The sequence below is a fragment of the Flavobacterium supellecticarium genome (genome assembly GCF_004801375.1).
GTDB lineage: Bacteria > Bacteroidota > Bacteroidia > Flavobacteriales > Flavobacteriaceae > Flavobacterium > Flavobacterium supellecticarium.
This window is the reverse complement of the sequence record NZ_SSNZ01000001.1, coordinates 397,321-414,173: the sequence shown is the minus strand read 5'-3', so window position 1 is coordinate 414,173 and position 16,853 is coordinate 397,321. Positions and strand designations below refer to the sequence as shown.

At 35.3% G+C, this 16,853-nt stretch carries 12 protein-coding genes; 7 read left to right on the top strand and 5 right to left on the bottom strand.

Annotated features, from left to right (window positions below; translation table 11 throughout):
* Positions 1-11: 11 nt before the first annotated feature.
* Complete coding sequence (locus E6C50_RS02030) at positions 12-2,675, bottom strand: hypothetical protein (protein WP_136401534.1); 2,664 nt, start codon at positions 2,673-2,675, stop codon at positions 12-14.
* Positions 2,676-3,073: 398 nt separating this feature from the next.
* On the opposite strand from E6C50_RS02030, the gene E6C50_RS02025 reads away from it, so the two are divergent.
* The 4 genes from E6C50_RS02025 to E6C50_RS02010 all read left to right on the top strand — a co-directional run bounded on the left by E6C50_RS02025 (position 3,074) and on the right by E6C50_RS02010 (position 7,833).
* Complete coding sequence (locus E6C50_RS02025; protein ID WP_136401533.1) at positions 3,074-4,903, top strand: caspase family protein; 1,830 nt, start codon at positions 3,074-3,076, stop codon at positions 4,901-4,903.
* 2 nt (positions 4,904-4,905) lie between these two features.
* Positions 4,906-5,775 (top strand): hypothetical protein, encoded by an 870-nt coding sequence (locus E6C50_RS02020; RefSeq protein ID WP_136401532.1) that lies wholly within the window; start codon positions 4,906-4,908, stop codon positions 5,773-5,775.
* A 402-nt stretch (positions 5,776-6,177) separates the two neighbouring features.
* Entirely contained in the window at positions 6,178-6,699 is a 522-nt protein-coding gene (locus E6C50_RS17835) for a hypothetical protein (RefSeq protein WP_211089512.1), read from the top strand.
* Positions 6,700-6,729: 30 nt separating this feature from the next.
* A complete protein-coding gene (locus tag E6C50_RS02010) occupies positions 6,730-7,833 on the top strand; it encodes a DUF3800 domain-containing protein (RefSeq protein ID WP_136401531.1) in 1,104 nt (367 codons plus the stop codon).
* A 73-nt stretch (positions 7,834-7,906) separates the two neighbouring features.
* On the opposite strand, the gene E6C50_RS02005 is transcribed toward E6C50_RS02010, so the two are convergent.
* Positions 7,907-8,287 carry a hypothetical protein gene (locus E6C50_RS02005; protein ID WP_136401530.1) on the bottom strand — a complete coding sequence of 127 codons (381 nt, stop codon included), beginning with the start codon at positions 8,285-8,287 and terminating at the stop codon, positions 7,907-7,909.
* Positions 8,288-8,357: 70 nt separating this feature from the next.
* Here E6C50_RS02005 and E6C50_RS02000 point away from each other — a divergent pair, with 70 nt between their 5' ends.
* The 3 genes from E6C50_RS02000 (at position 8,358) to E6C50_RS01990 (ending at position 10,307) form a co-directional block, all read left to right on the top strand.
* A complete protein-coding gene (locus E6C50_RS02000) occupies positions 8,358-9,233 on the top strand; it encodes a LytTR family DNA-binding domain-containing protein (protein WP_136401529.1) in 876 nt (291 codons plus the stop codon).
* Between the two features lie 291 nt (positions 9,234-9,524).
* A complete protein-coding gene (locus E6C50_RS01995; protein ID WP_136401528.1) occupies positions 9,525-9,980 on the top strand; it encodes a MauE/DoxX family redox-associated membrane protein in 456 nt (151 codons plus the stop codon).
* Positions 9,981-10,001: 21 nt separating this feature from the next.
* Entirely contained in the window at positions 10,002-10,307 is a 306-nt protein-coding gene (locus E6C50_RS01990; RefSeq protein ID WP_136401527.1) for a hypothetical protein, read from the top strand.
* A gap of 54 nt (positions 10,308-10,361) precedes the next feature.
* Here E6C50_RS01990 and E6C50_RS01985 read toward each other — a convergent pair whose 3' ends face one another.
* From E6C50_RS01985 to E6C50_RS01975, 3 genes are read right to left on the bottom strand one after another with little or no spacing between them, the layout of a single operon-like run.
* The gene (locus E6C50_RS01985; protein WP_136401526.1) at positions 10,362-11,804 is read right to left on the bottom strand and encodes a TlpA family protein disulfide reductase; all 1,443 of its coding nucleotides are present in this window, start codon (positions 11,802-11,804) and stop codon (positions 10,362-10,364) included.
* On the bottom strand, positions 11,804-13,204 hold the full coding sequence (locus E6C50_RS01980) for a RagB/SusD family nutrient uptake outer membrane protein (protein WP_136401525.1): 1,401 nt from the start codon (positions 13,202-13,204) through the stop codon (positions 11,804-11,806). The genes E6C50_RS01985 and E6C50_RS01980 overlap by 1 nt, the downstream gene beginning before the upstream one ends.
* Before the next feature lie 17 nt (positions 13,205-13,221).
* The gene (locus E6C50_RS01975) at positions 13,222-16,755 is read right to left on the bottom strand and encodes a SusC/RagA family TonB-linked outer membrane protein (protein ID WP_136401524.1); all 3,534 of its coding nucleotides are present in this window, start codon (positions 16,753-16,755) and stop codon (positions 13,222-13,224) included.
* Between the last annotated feature and the right edge of the window lie 98 nt (positions 16,756-16,853).

Below are 16,853 nucleotides of genomic sequence, written 5' to 3'. Positions count from 1 at the left end.
GAAGAATTCGTTTAAAAATGATCTTTTCCAGCAAGTGCCAATTCTGACAAAAATTTATGGTCGTTAATAATACGAAATAAATAATCTTTAGAAGGTACCTTCTGAACATTTTCAATAATACAATTACATAGATTTAAAACCGCACTATGCAAGCAGAAATAGCCAAAAATGTTTAATACATTGATTACATCATAGTCATATAGATCTATTTCCTCCAAATGATTTTTTAAATACTCCATAATAGCTTCAGATTCTTTAGCTATATCGGAACGTTTTAAATAGTACATTTCACTGTAAAATTTTTTTCGAAAGGAATTTGATATTACCATTTCATGGCGACGTGGAGGATATTTATAGATAAAAGTCAAAGCAGATGCGAGCCATAAATCATTTAAATCATCATTATTCCTCCTTAAATCGTTAAGTAGCCTAATGGAATTTTCAGCCTTATAGAAATCTAAATCGCTACAATCTGGTAGCAAATAATTTGCTACGATGTTTTTTTCGTAAGGAATAAAGTTTTCACTATTAACTTTTCTATTTAAAAATATAGCCTGTTTTAAAATTTTTTGGCAAAATTCATTATTCTTATCCTTTTGTGAATAATGATTAGCAAGCATCATAATCACTTTTCTATATAACTTTTTATGCTCTTCAACTGGTAGCATATTAAGTAAAGGATATGTTAGATTGGACATAGAATGACTAATGCCAACGTACCTACTATCGTATTGGTCCAACAAATAATCAGTTACTTCTTTTGGAATTGAAGAAGGTTTTTTAACTAAAATTTGTCCATATGCATCAATAGCGAACTTCCTAATTACTATATCGTCGTCTTTTATCAATAGTAGCAATAAATCAAATATTGTTTGCGGTATAATAGCAAAATGATTTTTAAGAAGAACAGCTAATAGCTTTAGTGCTTCCATACGCACTGGTAATGCATTGATGTCCAGTAGCCAGTTGTAAGTATCAGGAAGAATTTGTACTAAGCTGATATTCGATTTTATGGAGGAGCGTATAACGGATATTAAATAAATTTTGACATCTACATCTTCTGTCTTTTTAGAGTCAAGATTTCGGATGATCGTTATAATTTCTGCAAAATTTGATGTTTCATCTACTGGAACTAGATTTACTAAAATATCTTTTACATTATTTAGCTTTGTAGAAATTTTAGTTTCTAAATCCATAATGTCATAGACATTCAGGCCAATAAGTGGATTAAAAGTAGTGGTGATCGAGTTTAGATTATTCTTATTCCAATTGAAAGTATTTTTTTCTTTAAGTGCAGCAATTAGAAAACCTAGGAAGACTTTGAATTTGTCACTAAACTTTGTGGGGTATGATCCGGTGAGGTTACGTAATATTGAGAACGGGTTTTCAAAATCATCTTTTATTTCGTTACTAGCTGCAAAGCCAATAATTTTATCAATCAATACACTGCTTTGGACCGGAAATGATTCGCGTAGATCGTCCGTTTCCAAAAAATTATCATAGAATTTTAGAATTTGCACTTTCGCACCTGTAGATAGTGTATTAAACTTGCTTGAAATAGTATTTAAAACCAAATCTATATCTGTGTAACAAAATCTAATTAGAGTTCTGCTAACGGTCCAATCTGAGCCGCCACGACTGTCCTCTTCCTCAACAATATTGTATGTAAGAATCATATTCTCCAGAAAAGGAATGGCAATCGTTTTGTCCAGAATATATAACTGATATAGAATTAAGCATGTATTTTTTCTTATACCAGCATCTTCGTCTTTTAACGAATTGCATACAACTGTTTTAAAGTTTTCTTGCTGACGGGAACTATAGTCTTGAAAATACTTAATTATAAATGGTGAAAAATTTTCGAAAGGATCGTCTTGGCGCGTAAAATTTTCCTTAAAATAGTTATTGATCAATAATGTCACAAACGCTAATTCTTCCTCCTGTTTAAGATTTAAATATTGTGCTAATCTGACAATTGTATTTAAGTTTTGACCTTTTGCAAAAGAGTCCAGGATTCGACTTTTAGTAAAATCGGATAGTTTTGTAGGATCAGCTAGTATAACATTTACGACTGAGTCTGCAATGTCATGTGAAATATCCTCCATATCGAAAAAAAGCACTAAATAATCCAATGAAAGTGAATTGAAAAATGCCGGTTTCAATCTACTTGATTCCTTGATACTTTGAGCAATTTTTAACTGGTTTTGATTGTCACTCAATTTATCCACCAACTTTAAGATTGAAATTTCAGTTGTCTTTGAGAATTTAAACCGGTTTGATATTTTTCCTTTAATTTTCGTTCTTACATTCTCAATTATCTTTTGTTCTTCTTCACGATCCTGATTTAACTTGTCGACATATTTCTTGTATTCTTCCAAGGTTCGACGCCCAAAATTTTTTGGAAAGGTTTCAGTATGAAATTGACAATCCTGACAATTAGCAATTATGAAATCATGTGCGACCCATTCTAAATTCATTGCACTACCACCGTCTGCTTGCGGGCAAGAAACGTGGTTCATTGTGGGCAAGCCCATCTGGCCGATTAAACCGCCGTATTCGGAAACTATTTTTATATGAGAACACCAATGCTTTATATCAGGAGCGATACTTTTACTTCTCCTAGCCATTTCAAGTGATTCATTTAACCTCGTTTCTCCATATAAAGAATTTGCCATTGGGTGTAAGAATTTAAAAAACCAATTAGATAAGCGTAAATTGCTTGATATCTTTGTTGTTGCTGTATCACTAAGATACTCTTAATATCAAACACAGTTACAGATAAAATACAATTTTTTTGAACATCCTTTTCAACTTTTTATGGCTTATTACTCAATTTAGATAAAGAAGAAATGATGAAACGAAAATCGACATCCAAAATGAGTTGGAGCGATATTGGTTTAAAGCTGACCTTTTATCGTCTGAAATTAATAGCTTTTATATAATACCCATTATTACTTTTTACTCAAAGCATATTTTTTGTCTGATTTTATTAAACAAAGTACTAAAGAAGTGATTTTTGCCTTATTTATTTTGTTATTTTTAGCGAAGTAATAATTATTGACCTAAAATTATAATGAATAAAATCGCATTATGTATTGGTGTGGATGTTGTGAAAGGACTTACACCTCTCAATAAAGCTGCTGATAGTGCAAGAAAGTTTTCTGAATGGGCAAAGAAGCAGGAATACGATACAGAGCTATTTATCGATAGTGAGGTGAAGAAGGTAAATCGAAGACAGATACTTGATCGTATGGCAAGTATACTCGATAGTCGGAAATACGAGCAACTCATTATATTCTTTTCAGGACATGGTGTTATGCGTAGTTTAAGAAATGAGGTGTGGCTATTAAGTGATGCTAATTATGATGGTTCGGAAATGGTTGATGTCAGAGGTACCATAGATATGGCTCGCGAAGCTGGGATACCCCATGTTCTTATTATATCCGACGCATGCCGAACATTTACTAAAGGATCGAGTTTTAACTATGGTCAAGGAGATATTTTTCCTATATCTAAGATGGGAAGCAATAGTAGTACCGTAGACGTACTTTATGCGTGCCGGCCGGGAAAACCTGCACTTGAAGTAAAGGAAGAAGAGTGGTACGGAGTGTTTGCTGAAACACTTTTAGACGTATTAGAAGGTAATCAGCCCAAAAGTATCAAAGAAAGTTCGGATGACCCTAAGTACTGGTTTATTTCTGCGTACGAATTAAAAGAAACACTGCCCGATTTGGTTCAAGCTAAGGTCATTGCTATAGGTTCAAAGTTAGATCAGAAACCGGATGTTACTGTGGAATATATAAATCCAAAACCTCCAATTTCTAAATTCAATAAAAAGCCGAATAATGGATTGAAATCAGGAGGAGGTGCACCTCCTCCTCCGCCTAATTTTAATGAGGTTACAGCACTTGAGCAGATGGAACCTGGGAAGATTTCCTTTGAGGGTCTTGTACTCTTACCTGTGGAAAAAGAAGAGACCCAGCAAGAGAAGATTGATAAAATCAGTGAACAAATTAGTAAAGGGGAACCTGTTGATCTAAACTTTAGTTATAATAGGGCGTTAGTCAAACCTTTTAAGCTTGCCGGTAATCGGCAAAACAATTCTATCAGCATAGACTTTCCTTTTCAGAAAAGTGATTATGGATTCACTGTTAAGGGAATTAAAGTAAAGGAAGTATGGGTAGAAGGGGGGAAATGTACGATAAAAGAGAGAATATTTAAAAATAAAATATTTGTAACCGATATCCTGATTCCATCAGATATTGAAAGCAGTAATGGATTATTAGTGCTTGAGAATGGTTGTTCATTGCCCTTAGCGATCTTAAAGGGGTATATTGGAGTTTTGGTTTTTAAGGATGAAAGGTTATTGACAATTAATTATAAACCAGTTCAAAGAAATGAGCATGCGTACCGTACTTATTTGGAAAATATAGATAAAATTGAGGAGGCTCGTAGTTTTGTAGCCTATGCTGCTAACGAAGGATTCGATTATTCTAAAGTCTTTAGCAATGTTTTCAATTCCAAGAATCAATTTGATTTTGATGACGCCGGTAGCTTTTTAAGAATCGGAAAATCCTTGGATCCATCTTTAGCCCTCTACGCTTCGTACGCTTTTAGACAAGAAGGCAAATTTGATAAGATTAAATCCGTACTTACTTATTTACGTTTTGACAATAGCACAATATTATTCGATGTAGCAATGTTGGGGAATGAATTGTATGAACATAATTTAGCATCGCAGTGCCCACTTATGTCCGCAGGTTGGTCATACCAACATTTATTTAAGGATCGTGTTGCATCTGAGTTTATAGATTCATCAAAGTATTTAGATACAGGATTATGGACCATGTTTAAGCCAGAAGGAACTGCTATATTAATGAAAATTATTAACCAACAGATATAATTATGAAGTTAGTATTATTACACGGACGAGCTCAACAAGGAAAAAATCCAAGCGAGCTGAAAAAAAAATGGATTGAAGCTTTACAAGTTGGACTAGCAAAATCAAACATCACTTGGCAACCAAATGATAGTGACGTTATTTTCCCTTATTATGGAGACCTATTAGAACAGCTTAAAAAAACTGAAGGAGAAAATGTAGAAAATGTAATTGAAAAAGGGGAGACCCAAGATGAAGATGACGAGATTTTATTAGAATTATTAGAAGAGATTGCCCAGAATGCTGGCGTTAAACCGAAAGATATTCAAGACGCTAATCAGGAATTAGTTGTAGAAAAGGGATTAGAAAATCATCCACTAATTTTAAAGCTTTTGCGGGCTATAGACAAAAAGTCCTTTTGGAGTGAAAAGGCGTTGGCTGCTTTTACACACGATGTATATTGCTACCTAAAGTATTATGGTGTTAGGAGTAAAATTGATAAGCTTGTTAAAGATGAAATCCCTACCGAAGATTGCGTTTGGGTAGGTCATTCATTAGGATCGGTTGTCAGTTACAATGTTCTTGGTCAACATACACCGAAAAATATAAAGAAGATTATCACTGTTGGTTCACCATTGGGTGTAAAATCTATAAAGAGACATTTAGATGCTCCGCTAAAAATGCCGGGGTCAGTTTTAAATGGTTGGTATAATGGTTACGATAAATTAGATATCGTATCATTGTATCCATTAGAGAAACCGCATTTTGAAATTAATCCTGCAATTGAGAACAATGGGAATATCGATAACTTTACAAGTAATAAGCATGGTATAGAGGGATACCTAAGTGATAAGGATGTTGCATTGAGTATTTACAATGCTCTTATGGATAATTGAAAATGAAATATTTATCCTGCATAACAAAAAGTAGTGATTGACGAGATGATTTGTCAAAATTTTAGTAAAAGTTCGTCCGGAAGTAGAAGAAAACAGCTTGCATCAGCAAGCTGTTTTTAATTTTCAGTAAGCCAGTTAATAACTTTTGTTAACTCTTCAAAAATTATAGTACGGAGGCACAGAAGAATCCTATGTTGCAAGAAATTATATAAATGCTGGTTTAATTTTGAGTATTGTTTCAGAATAAAGAGGAAGCATGACAGTTTAAAAAGTGTTTTTAAGTCATAGATATTCCGATATTTATATATTGTTTATATCAGCCGCCTTTAAGTATAATCACGTAATATTACGTGATGTAAATTACCCAGTTATGCTATTTTTGATGCATATAATTTTTATAATATGGACTTTTATACACAGGCACTTAAATTCGGAAAGGATTTAACGCAATATGCTAATCAAAAAAATATTGATGTGAGCAAATTAGCCATTTCTATCGGTTGTTCAAAAAGCACGCTTCTTAGATTGATGAACAGTGACACATTACCTACTTTGGAAATGATACAGCAAGTCGACATTTTGAAATTAGTAGGGTTTGAAGCTTACAAAAAAATGCCTAAAAGTAAAAGGTATATAGATGGAATTAAGTTTGGAGGGGCTGCTGCTGGAGTTTTTGGAGCTACATCTGTAATTAGTGGTTTAGGAACTACTGCCGGATTATCCGCAGCGGGAATTTCTTCAGGGCTAGCTGCTTTAGGAGGAGTTATCGGAGGGGGGATGGCTTTTGGTATAGCGGTGACAGCTGCAATACCTGTCGCTGCTGCTGCTACTTCTGTTGGTATTTATAAAGGGGTGAAGAAAGGTGTTTCCGTTTATAATGATTATCAAGGGAAATTGGATGATAAGTGGGAATGGAAAAAATAATGTTATTTCAAAATTAACAGGTATAATAATATGAAGATTTATATCGACGAAAGTGGAAATACAGGCCCAATTCAATTCAAAAATTCAACTAGCAATTTTGAAGATCAGCCTTTGTATGTTTTAGCTGGACTAATCTTAGGGCTAGACGCCAAGATAAAGCTTGAAGCATTTGTCAATGAATTAAGAGTTAAGTATAAAATTCAGGGAAATGAACTAAAGGCAAAAAGTCTATACGAAAGTAATTTTAAGTTTTGTGAAGATCTTATCATGTATTTAGTAAAGGAGAAAGTTCCGATTTTTATTGAATTAATGGATAAAATGTATTTTGTAAATCAACATTTAGTAGATTATGTTTTTGTTCCTCATTATTCGTACCCTGTGATCACTGACGAAATTATTTTTATGAAGAGGTTCATAGCATCTAATTTAGATAAGTATATAAACTCGGGCATTTATCAGAGTTTTCTTGATTCAATGACAAATTACAACAACGGTAGTTTAGAGATTTTTTATCAAAGGCTAACTGAGCATTTAGAAAATTCGAAAGGAGAGGTATTTCAATTACTATTAAAGAATGCAAGAGCTACCATCGATGAGTATTATGAATTGAAGCACACCGATGCCGAGAAAGCATTAAAATTTTACTTGCCCATTCCCGATCCCAATCCAAAGGGGCGATTACTCTTTTTGTTACCTAACTTTAATGCGTTTACAAATTTGTTGGCGCGGGCAGAGAAGTTTAATAGTACGGATGAAATTGATATTATCCATGATGAACAAAAGCAATTTGATGTAATATTTGAATCGGCTTTAAAGCAAATGAAGGAAGTTGAAGTTGATGGGTTAATCAAAGGAACACAAATTCAAAATTTGGTTAAGTTTAGAATTCAGACTTCCAAAAAATTAAATTTTGCAGATTCTAAAGAAGTAGTTTCTTTACAGGTAGCAGATCTAATTGCAGGAATAGTAATGAGATATTACTTAGATTTCGTTAACAGAAACGAAAGTAACGTGAAAAAATATCATCAAGTTATGAAAATGCTAGGAAGTACTGCTCAACATTCCGCAACTGGTATAAATTATGTCATACCTGACCAAATGCGCAAGCAGTTTATGCAATTCCTTTATAGCTAAAAAACACTGTCAATTAGAAATTTTTTATAGAAAGTCAACAGGTAGACTGGATAGTCTACCTGTTTTTTGATTACTATTTTTCTGCGTAAGTAATCTCAAAAGAAATTGTACCAGTGGCTACTGGTTTGCCACCATCGGATTTTACCGCTAATGCATTGTTGCAACCTGTGTACTTTGAGTACTCCGTTGTTGGAGGGGCAGGGTAGATAAAATCGATCGGAAGTCTGTTTGAAAAAGATACCGAGCAACTTGCACCAAAGAAGCCTAAGATTTGACTTCCTAATTCATCCAAGTAATCCTCTTGTTTACTTGTCAAAGTAAAGTTTGCTTTAATCCAGGCTTTGAAGTCGGCTTGTACTGCTGCTGCTTCAGCATCCAATGCTGTGTCCGATAATAGGTACAATTCGTCAACTTTGTCTTGGACTCCAGTAGGGGTCATTGGTTGTTTTGTCATAAAAACTTAATTAAATGTAAATAATTTATTGTATTTTAACTCCTTGTTAAAATTCTTTAATTAGATAAGCATGCCGTTACCGACCTACTTAAAGCGTAGTTCCCAACTCGCTATCTCATTTGTTGCCGCACTTTATATTACTTTTCATGGCAGATCTATCAATTTTGGAGAAGCGATTCTTTGCTGGGACTTCTATATTTCCTTAGTTCCGAGCGTTGCTGCTGCGTATGGAATGATTTGGCTGATTCAAACATTTATGATATGGCTCGATGGGATCGTATTATGGACTGATAAGTTTTTACAGCGGTTAGTATTACAGATTGTACTTGGAATTATCCTACCATCTCTTTTTGACCTTTTGCTGTTTTATATACTATTTACCAGTACTGGAAGGGATATAGTTGAAAGCGGTTTTTTGCTTGTGGATTATCCTATTGTAGTCGCATTTGTGATTTTAATGAATATGCTTTTGGTAGTTCTTTTTTACAGGCATTTACATAAACGCGCATTGGAATCGGGTGCATTAACGGTTCCTTTTGAATCTGATAACTTTGATTCCAATGAGGTTCCCGAAAATAAGGATGAACAGGTAGTGTTAGAAATTGAATATTATGGTCGTTCTTATCAATTAGATGTAGTTGAGGACATTATCATGTTTGCAACTGTTAATAAGCAGGTGCGTGTTTTTACTTTGACAAACAAGTCGTATCCGATAAATTTATCGCTTGCATCACTTCGTGAGAAATATACATCTTTAAAGTACTGTCAGATAAGTAGGGGAGTAATTATCAATATGTCATTTGTGACTGCGTACAAGATTGGAGAGAAAAGAGATACTCTGGAACTCGCTTTAGATGAAAATATGCTAAAATTGATTCCCAATTCTACTTACTTAATCGTTACCAAAGATAATATTACAACAATCGAATCTTTTTTCCGAAAATAGCTATGTTGTTTCGGGGGGTAAATTTGCGATTTGGGTAGTAAACATTTGCTTTTTTGGTAGTTAAAGTGTTTGTGTGTAGTATTTTACGATTTTCCGTATTGCGCTATATTGCAATTTGTACTAAGTTTACCATTATCAAAATCAGTTAACTGTTATGTTTTGAAAGTGAGTGTCTTACCACTTTGATTGATCATTAACTCTTTCCGTATGGAAAGTGAAGTAAGGGATCGATAATCTGAATTTATCAATCTCATATTAAGCCCGAATTGTATTTCCAAATTATTACCTACTATGTACGACGTAAGATCCCGTACTGTGTCGTTCAGTGAGCGATACGGTAAAACCATTGTCTTGATTATTTCCTTGCTCGCAATTTTCCTGTTCGTTTATACAGGGTATACGAAAGCGGTCGAATTTGATCGATTTCAAAGTGGTCTAGCCAGGCTTGCTATCTTGCGACCATACAGCACATTTTTAGCAGCATTCATTATTGTCAGCGAGTTTTTGATCGCTGTTATGTTAATGTTTCAAAGAACAATTCTGTGGGGGCTCTACGCTTTCACAGGAATTATCACCGGATTTACGGTATTTATACTGTACTTACTTATTTCCGGAAGTAAACTACCGTGCTATTGTGGCGGAGTGATCGAATCCCTCAATTGGGTGCAACATTCTTGGTTCAATCTTGCCTTTATAATTTTAGGTCTCATTGGGATATACTATGCCGGGGCTACAAAAAATCAGTAACCAATTCTAAATTTTAATACTATGAACAATTTTAAAAAAGTGGCTTTAGGACTAGCTATTTCTGGCCTTGCCGTAGGTTTTTCCGCTTTCAGAACCGCTGAACAGAAAAAAGAATCACTAGCTAATTTTTATTATGTTTTAACTTCTCCGGGTATCTACACCAAAGCTCCTGGATCCTCCATGCCTGACTTAGAGAGATGCGCCAATGAGGTACCACATCCTTGCGTGATTTCATTTGCATCTGACCAAGGAAGTAATCCATTAAATGCTAATAGTCTTCCGGCAACGCCAAACTATCAATCTTCAGAAAAGGGGCTTTGGCAATAACTAACGAATATTCTTTTAGGTTAGCACGGTAACTTAAAGTTACCGTGCTCAATCTTAAATATTATTTTTAATGATTTCATCAATTTTTTTGGCGGCTTCTTCTCCTGTTTCGAAAGGATTTGCGGTAAGTACATTTCCATTTTCATCTATAATTAAGATATTTGGATAACCGTAGTACTGGTAATGTTTTATAAATGGATCTTTCTCACCATTTCCTTTAGTCCAAACATGCAAAACTCCTTTTTCCCCATAAAGTCCCGATTCTATTCCTTTTTTGAATTTAACTTTATCGCGATCAACATTAACACTAAGAAAAGTGACTTTGTCAGAATTCTTATATTTTTTAACCACTGGAGCTAAATTGTGAGATAGAATTGCACAATTCGTACAGCCGTAGTACCAACTATCAATAATTAATAGCTTTCCTTTAAAATCGTCTAGCTTAATATTGTTTCCGTCAATTGTTTCAAATATAAAGGGATAAGCTGCGAAGCCAGACTTTCTTGAATTTACAAATTTTGCAATCGTGAATTTACTACGTTGATCGGTAAGAAATGTGAGCGCATTTTCAGCAAGAGGTAATGATTGATCATCTCGATCTTGCTGAATAAGTAAAGCGGTTATTAGTTTGTCTCTTAATAAACCGGTATAGTTTTTTTCAAAGGAATTATAAGTTGAATGGATTTTTACAGCATTTACAATTGAATTGTTTAAAATCAGTCTGTCGTAATAGAGTTGTGTATAGTATAGTAAATTCTGATATGCCGGACAATTTTTAAGAATTTTCTCGTTGCTTATCGTTGCAGTTTGCTGTTGGAGTATAATGGTTTGTAAATAATTTAGTATGAATTGTTTCTCTTTTTCGTTGGAAGATGGATAAATACTTCCTAAACTCGCAACATAAAGTTTGCTAAAGTTTGACAGTGTATTTACTCTAAGTATTTCAATAGTCATATCATCTGCGATCTTATTTAGTTTTTTAAGAGAATCGATGCAAAGATTTATCCCGTCTTGTATCTTCTTTAATTTCATAGAGGGATAATCTAATTTTCCGTATTTTACAGTATCCTTATGCGATATAAAATTCGCATCACTAGCTATTCTCGCCGCATAGCTTTGATAGTTAAGTTTTTCACTCCCTTTTCCACTAAACAAGACTTTATCATTTCCCTGTATATCCATAAAGATACTATCTCCCGGTTGCATAAGATATAGATCGAGGAGTTGAGAAGTTAAAAATACTGCGCGACAGCGGAAGTATCCATAAGGTTCATTCGCCACTAATCTTACTTCAAATTTACCATTATCTAGGTGGAACGGGTAAACGTCGCCTGCGTTAGAGGCAAGTAAATTATATTCATCATAGAACCAAAAGTCATCGGAGAAACTCCTTGGAGCTTCATTAGAAATGCGACCTTTTATAATGATGTTGGCATTTTGCCCGATGGCAAATTGAAATGCAATAATTTGAATTAGGAATATAATATAGTTTTTCATTATCGTATGTTTTGTTGTAATCCGGAAAAAAGAATTTCATCATCCGGTATTGGCATTGTATAACGTGGAGAGTTTGGTGCCAACGTATAAGTTTTATTATCAACGGTACGCGTTAGCGTAATATTTTCGCCCTCCTTATTTAATCTTCGGAGATCATGCCAGCGAAGTCCTCGCCATACTAGTTCTTTGCGACGCTCGTGTAGAACTTGGTTTAAAGCATTTTGCCAGTTGGTTGCGGTCTTTGGTATAAATGTCATTTCTGGAACTGTCATTTTCGAATCCCAACGGTTTGAAAGCAATATATTTAGTTTGTCCATTGCTTCTAGTGTTTTTTGTTTTCTTGCAAGACACTCCGCTTTTATCAAATACATTTCAGCTGTTGTCAGCCCTGTGAAGTGATAATTTCCAACCCCTTGATAGCCTATTTTTTTTCCATAGAAGCCATTTGCAAGTACTCTAAAGTAGAGTGGTTTTCGAGGGTCGTTAGGCTCATACATATTAATTAGAGTGGGTGAGACGAATGCTTTAGTTCCGGCAGTGTTGATCGTCGTTGTGGCATAGCTTCCGATCTGATTAGCATAGTAAATGATTTCCCCATTTTTGTTAGTGAATGGATTGTTGGCTGTTTTACTGAATGTTTTATAATCGAGTAATACGCTGTAATTATCTAAAGATTTGTCGGCGTAAAGTTCAGCTTGGTCGTAATTTCGATGGTTGTGATAGATTCTTGCAAGCATTGCATAAACTGCATTTCTCCAAGGTCTATTTAGGTTGTTATCCGGCCTTGTGGCAGGCAATAGATCAATACTGGTCATCAGATCATTTATGATCAGATCTACGCATTTCTGTAAAGTAGCGCGTTGTTCGGTATAATCAATATTACCGGAAAGACGAAGTGGAACACCAAGGTCAGTAGTTGCAGAGCTAACATCGTATGGAACGCAAAATGTATTAATTAAGTCATAGTAAGCAAAAGCCCTGTTTACCAATGCCCACCCTTTTGTAAACTTTCCTTCAGGCGTACTGGTTAGGTTATTCTTTTCCAATCCTTCTAAAACCACATTTGCATGAAATATTGCCGAGTACAACGTGTTCCAATCCGTTATGTTTTTATCTCCGTCATAAATGACATCGTTCCATATGTAAGCATTTCTTTCGGTTGCAGTTGCTGTTTGCCAGTTAGCATCGGTAACATACAGGTCATCCGCTCCGATCTGTGCTAGCCCACCAGTTAGATTAAATATGGTAGTATTTTCCAATAATTGCTGAAAAGCGGGAATTGTCGTAGGTTGTTCAATGTCAGCACTTGGTTTCTCATTTAGAAATTCTGTTTTACTACAGCCTACTAGTAAGAAAACTTGAAGTGTGAGAATGATATGTATAGGTACTAATTTTTTCATTTTTGTTGAATTAAATATTAAAAATCAGCTTTTAAACCCAGAGAAAAATTTTTGACAAGTGGGATGCCTGCCGGATAATCGGGGTCTAACTTGTGTTTATTTGCACGCCATATAAAGCCTAAATTATTTGCATAAGCATAGATATTCAATCGCTTTATTAACCCCGTAGTATTAGGAGGAAGATTATACCCCAATCGTATATCCTGTAAACGTATATTATCTGCTTTCTCTACTAAATTCGTTGAGTTTAGATATATACCGTCGCGAAAGAAATTCGATGGATAAATCAGATTTGGGACGCTAGTTTTTAATTCGTCTCCTTGTGATTGCCATCGCAAATCGTAATCGGTATTATTTTGGTATGTTGGGATACTTGAACTATAGATTGCACCATTATTCAATGAGTACCTACGAAAATAATAACCCAATTTGAAATTGATCATAAACGATAGGTCAAATTGTTTGTAGGAAATAGTGTTTCTTAAACTTCCGAAATGTGTTGGAACAGCGGAACCGTTATAGATTAATTCGTCTCTATTTGTTGAATTAGATATTAAACTGTAATTCTTGCTTACTTCGCCATTTAAGTATCCCTGTGGATCACCTTGATTATCCAAGCCTGCGTAATTAAAGCTGAAAATTGAGTAATAGGGATAGCCTTCTAGCGGGTTATTGTAATTGGCTGTGATCACGTCATAGTTAGAGCCATTGAAGGTCATGTATTTTGTAACCTTACTGGTTGTATAGTTATATAAAAGAGTGGTGTACCAAGATACAGCACCATTGAGGTTGATTGAGTTTAGTTGTAGATCGATTCCTTTGGTCATCGTATTCGCCGTATTTCCAGTGTATTGAGTGATTCCTGTTTGTGGTGCAATAGGACTGTTACCGATCAAATCAAGTCCTTCTTTCGCCCAGTAATCAAAACTACCACTGATCCTATTTTTGATTAAGCTAAAATCTAAACCCAGATTTATGTTTTTGATCTTTTCCCAACGTAGTGATGGATTTGGGGGATTTATTATACCACCATAAGGAACAGCATATTTGTTGTTTCCTATAAAACGTGAAGTTAAGAGTGCGGATAAACTATTATTGACATTTCCTGTGTAGCCGTAAGTTGCCCTGATCTTTAGAAGTGGCAGTTCGGGGATGTTATAGAAATCTTCTTTCGAGATTACCCAACCAAGTCCGGCACTCCATAACGGCACTCCTTTTTGATTGGTACTAACGCCAAATATATTTGACTCATCTTTTCGCGCACTAAAAGAAGCTAAATAACGATCGGAATAAGTGTAACCTATATTTGTATAATAGGAAACAAAATTGTTAGTGGTTTCACCGATCATGGAAAAGTTCGGTACCCGATCAGCACCACCTCCAAAAGAATAGGCGTAATCGACATTATAATTTACCTGATTATTAAGGTTTACTTTTGTGTTTTCATCAAATCCATAAAAGCGATCCGATGTTCTTTCCGACTTGGTTGATCGAATCTCTGTTCCCGCAATAGCATTAACCAAGTGGTTACCCCATTTTTGATCGAAATTAAGCTGAACTCGACCATTGTGTGATTTTAATCGGGAGTTGACATAATCCAATATTGCGCCCATTGGAACAGGATAGCTAAGTTGTTTCGTCGATGGATCTACCTGCGAATACGTATTGATCAAATCACGTGTGTAGTATGATTCCTGTTGATTTAACGTATTCTCGTTATAAATGCCGTTTTGAAAGCCATATAATCCAGAAAGCTTTAAGCCTTCGATAATTTTATAGGATGCGGACGCATTAATACGATAATCGGATAGTTTCATTTTACGCGCACCGTAGTTATTCTGAATTTCTTCCAATGGTTTATTACTCCAATCTAAGAAGCCTTTACCTGTCATATCGGTAATAAATGATTCTCTTAACTTGTAGTGTGAATTAATAGGGTTCCCATTTTCATCAGCTATTTGGCTGTAGGGCGTTGGAAGTATTACTGAGCGACCAACCGTATTATTATTTGATGTATAGGTGATATTGGAAAAAAGTTCCAATCGCTTGTTAAGCAAAAGCCAGGTATTGCTCATGTTTAAGGTAAAACGATCAATCTGATCGTTTACTTTTGAGCCCTTATTTTGATCGAATCCGGTTGAAAAGTAGTACTTGTTTGTTGATCCACCACCAGCAATACTCGCCTGATACTGTTGGTTGAACGCTTTTCTATATAGATATTTTGATAGCTGATCCCGGCTATCATAGGTTTTTAATTGGTTAATCCTTGCTAAAGAATCTGCTACTGAAATCGTACCATTTCTACGACCTAAAAAAATATCCACTGCCGGTGTTAGGTAATCGTAACCGTTATTGATCCGGGTGTCAAAAGCGCCCTTATTGAAAAGGAATTGTTCAACTTCCAAGTATTGCTCTGTACTTATCTGTGGGGAATAGTATAAATCCGGTTTAGAAGATACTGTCAGGTTGGACGTTAAAGAGACAGTCGGCTTACTGTCTAAAGCACCTTTCTTTGTTGTGATCACGATTACACCATTACCGCTACGGGAACCCCAAGCCGATGCTGCGGCCGCATCTTTTAGAACTGAAATTGTTTCAATGTCATTAGGATTGATATTTGTTAGATCACCTTCGTATGGAAAATTATCTACGATGATCAACGGTTCAGCATTAGCGAAAAGTGTACTACGGCCGCGCACGGTGATAGGGGAGTTTTTTGGTAAATCCGTAGGTCTGTTTTTATTGAAGATCATACCGCTAACTACGCCTTCAAGCCTGTCAAGGATATTGGGTGTTACAGATCTTTCGATTGTTTTTTGATCGACAAAAGCAAAGGAACCGGTTGCACGTTCCTTTGGGATATTTTGGTATCCCGTAGAAACGGTGACATCGACTACATCAAGCGTTGCAAACGTGCGAGATAGTACAATTGTTCCAATATCAGTGTTACTTTCGACTTCGCGCGATTCGAATCCCATGTAACCGATGATTAGCGTTGCTCTTTCTGGTGCATTGTTAATTAGAAATATTCCGGTTTCATTTGTCGAAGTTTGAATATCTTGATCTTTAACTTTGATGGATGCTCCGGCAAGGGGAGAACCTGTCTCGTCAACGACTCTGCCACGAACCGGATTTTGTTTTTCGCTCGGTTGAGAGTTGTTTTTCGATTTATCAATAGTGATAATCAATTTGCCATTTATGCGATAATCGAATGGCTGCTTTTGAAAGATTACGTTCAGAACTTCCTTTAACGGTTTATTTTTCGCTGTCGCCGTGACCGGAACCGAATTTGCCAAATGTCTGTCGTTGACTGAAAAGGAATAGCCAGTCTGCTTTTCAATTTCATTGATAGCCGTTTTGAATGGTGTTCTGTTGAATTTAAGAGTTACTTCCTGTGCTGATATTAGCTGGCTAATTGCACTGAATAGTATTATCAAAAGATAGGGTAACGGATTGATCCGTTTTTTAATTTTTTTCTGTGCGAAATGATACGACTTGCAGAAATCCTTTAGTGTCGTTTCCTCTGCACTTTTAATAATGGATGTATTCATTATATTTGTGTGTTGGTTAGTTTTTAGAAATTGTTCGAAATCAAATTTTATTTACCCAACAACCGCCCGTCCGATTCGCCAATTGGACGGGCATTTTT

Bases quoted from the DNA above. Each gene is read 5' to 3' on its own strand.
- E6C50_RS01980 (WP_136401525.1), bottom strand. From the start codon at position 13,204: ATGAAAAAATTAGTACCTATACATATCATTCTCACACTTCAAGTTTTC.
- E6C50_RS02020 (WP_136401532.1), top strand. From the start codon at position 4,906: ATGAAGTTAGTATTATTACACGGACGAGCTCAACAAGGAAAAAATCCA.
- E6C50_RS02030 (WP_136401534.1), bottom strand. From the start codon at position 2,675: ATGGCAAATTCTTTATATGGAGAAACGAGGTTAAATGAATCACTTGAA.
- E6C50_RS02005 (WP_136401530.1), bottom strand. From the start codon at position 8,287: ATGACAAAACAACCAATGACCCCTACTGGAGTCCAAGACAAAGTTGAC.
- E6C50_RS01995 (WP_136401528.1), top strand. From the start codon at position 9,525: ATGTACGACGTAAGATCCCGTACTGTGTCGTTCAGTGAGCGATACGGT.
- E6C50_RS02025 (WP_136401533.1), top strand. From the start codon at position 3,074: ATGAATAAAATCGCATTATGTATTGGTGTGGATGTTGTGAAAGGACTT.
- E6C50_RS01985 (WP_136401526.1), bottom strand. From the start codon at position 11,804: ATGAAAAACTATATTATATTCCTAATTCAAATTATTGCATTTCAATTT.
- E6C50_RS01990 (WP_136401527.1), top strand. From the start codon at position 10,002: ATGAACAATTTTAAAAAAGTGGCTTTAGGACTAGCTATTTCTGGCCTT.
- E6C50_RS17835 (WP_211089512.1), top strand. From the start codon at position 6,178: ATGGACTTTTATACACAGGCACTTAAATTCGGAAAGGATTTAACGCAA.
- E6C50_RS02000 (WP_136401529.1), top strand. From the start codon at position 8,358: ATGCCGTTACCGACCTACTTAAAGCGTAGTTCCCAACTCGCTATCTCA.
- E6C50_RS01975 (WP_136401524.1), bottom strand. From the start codon at position 16,755: ATGAATACATCCATTATTAAAAGTGCAGAGGAAACGACACTAAAGGAT.
- E6C50_RS02010 (WP_136401531.1), top strand. From the start codon at position 6,730: ATGAAGATTTATATCGACGAAAGTGGAAATACAGGCCCAATTCAATTC.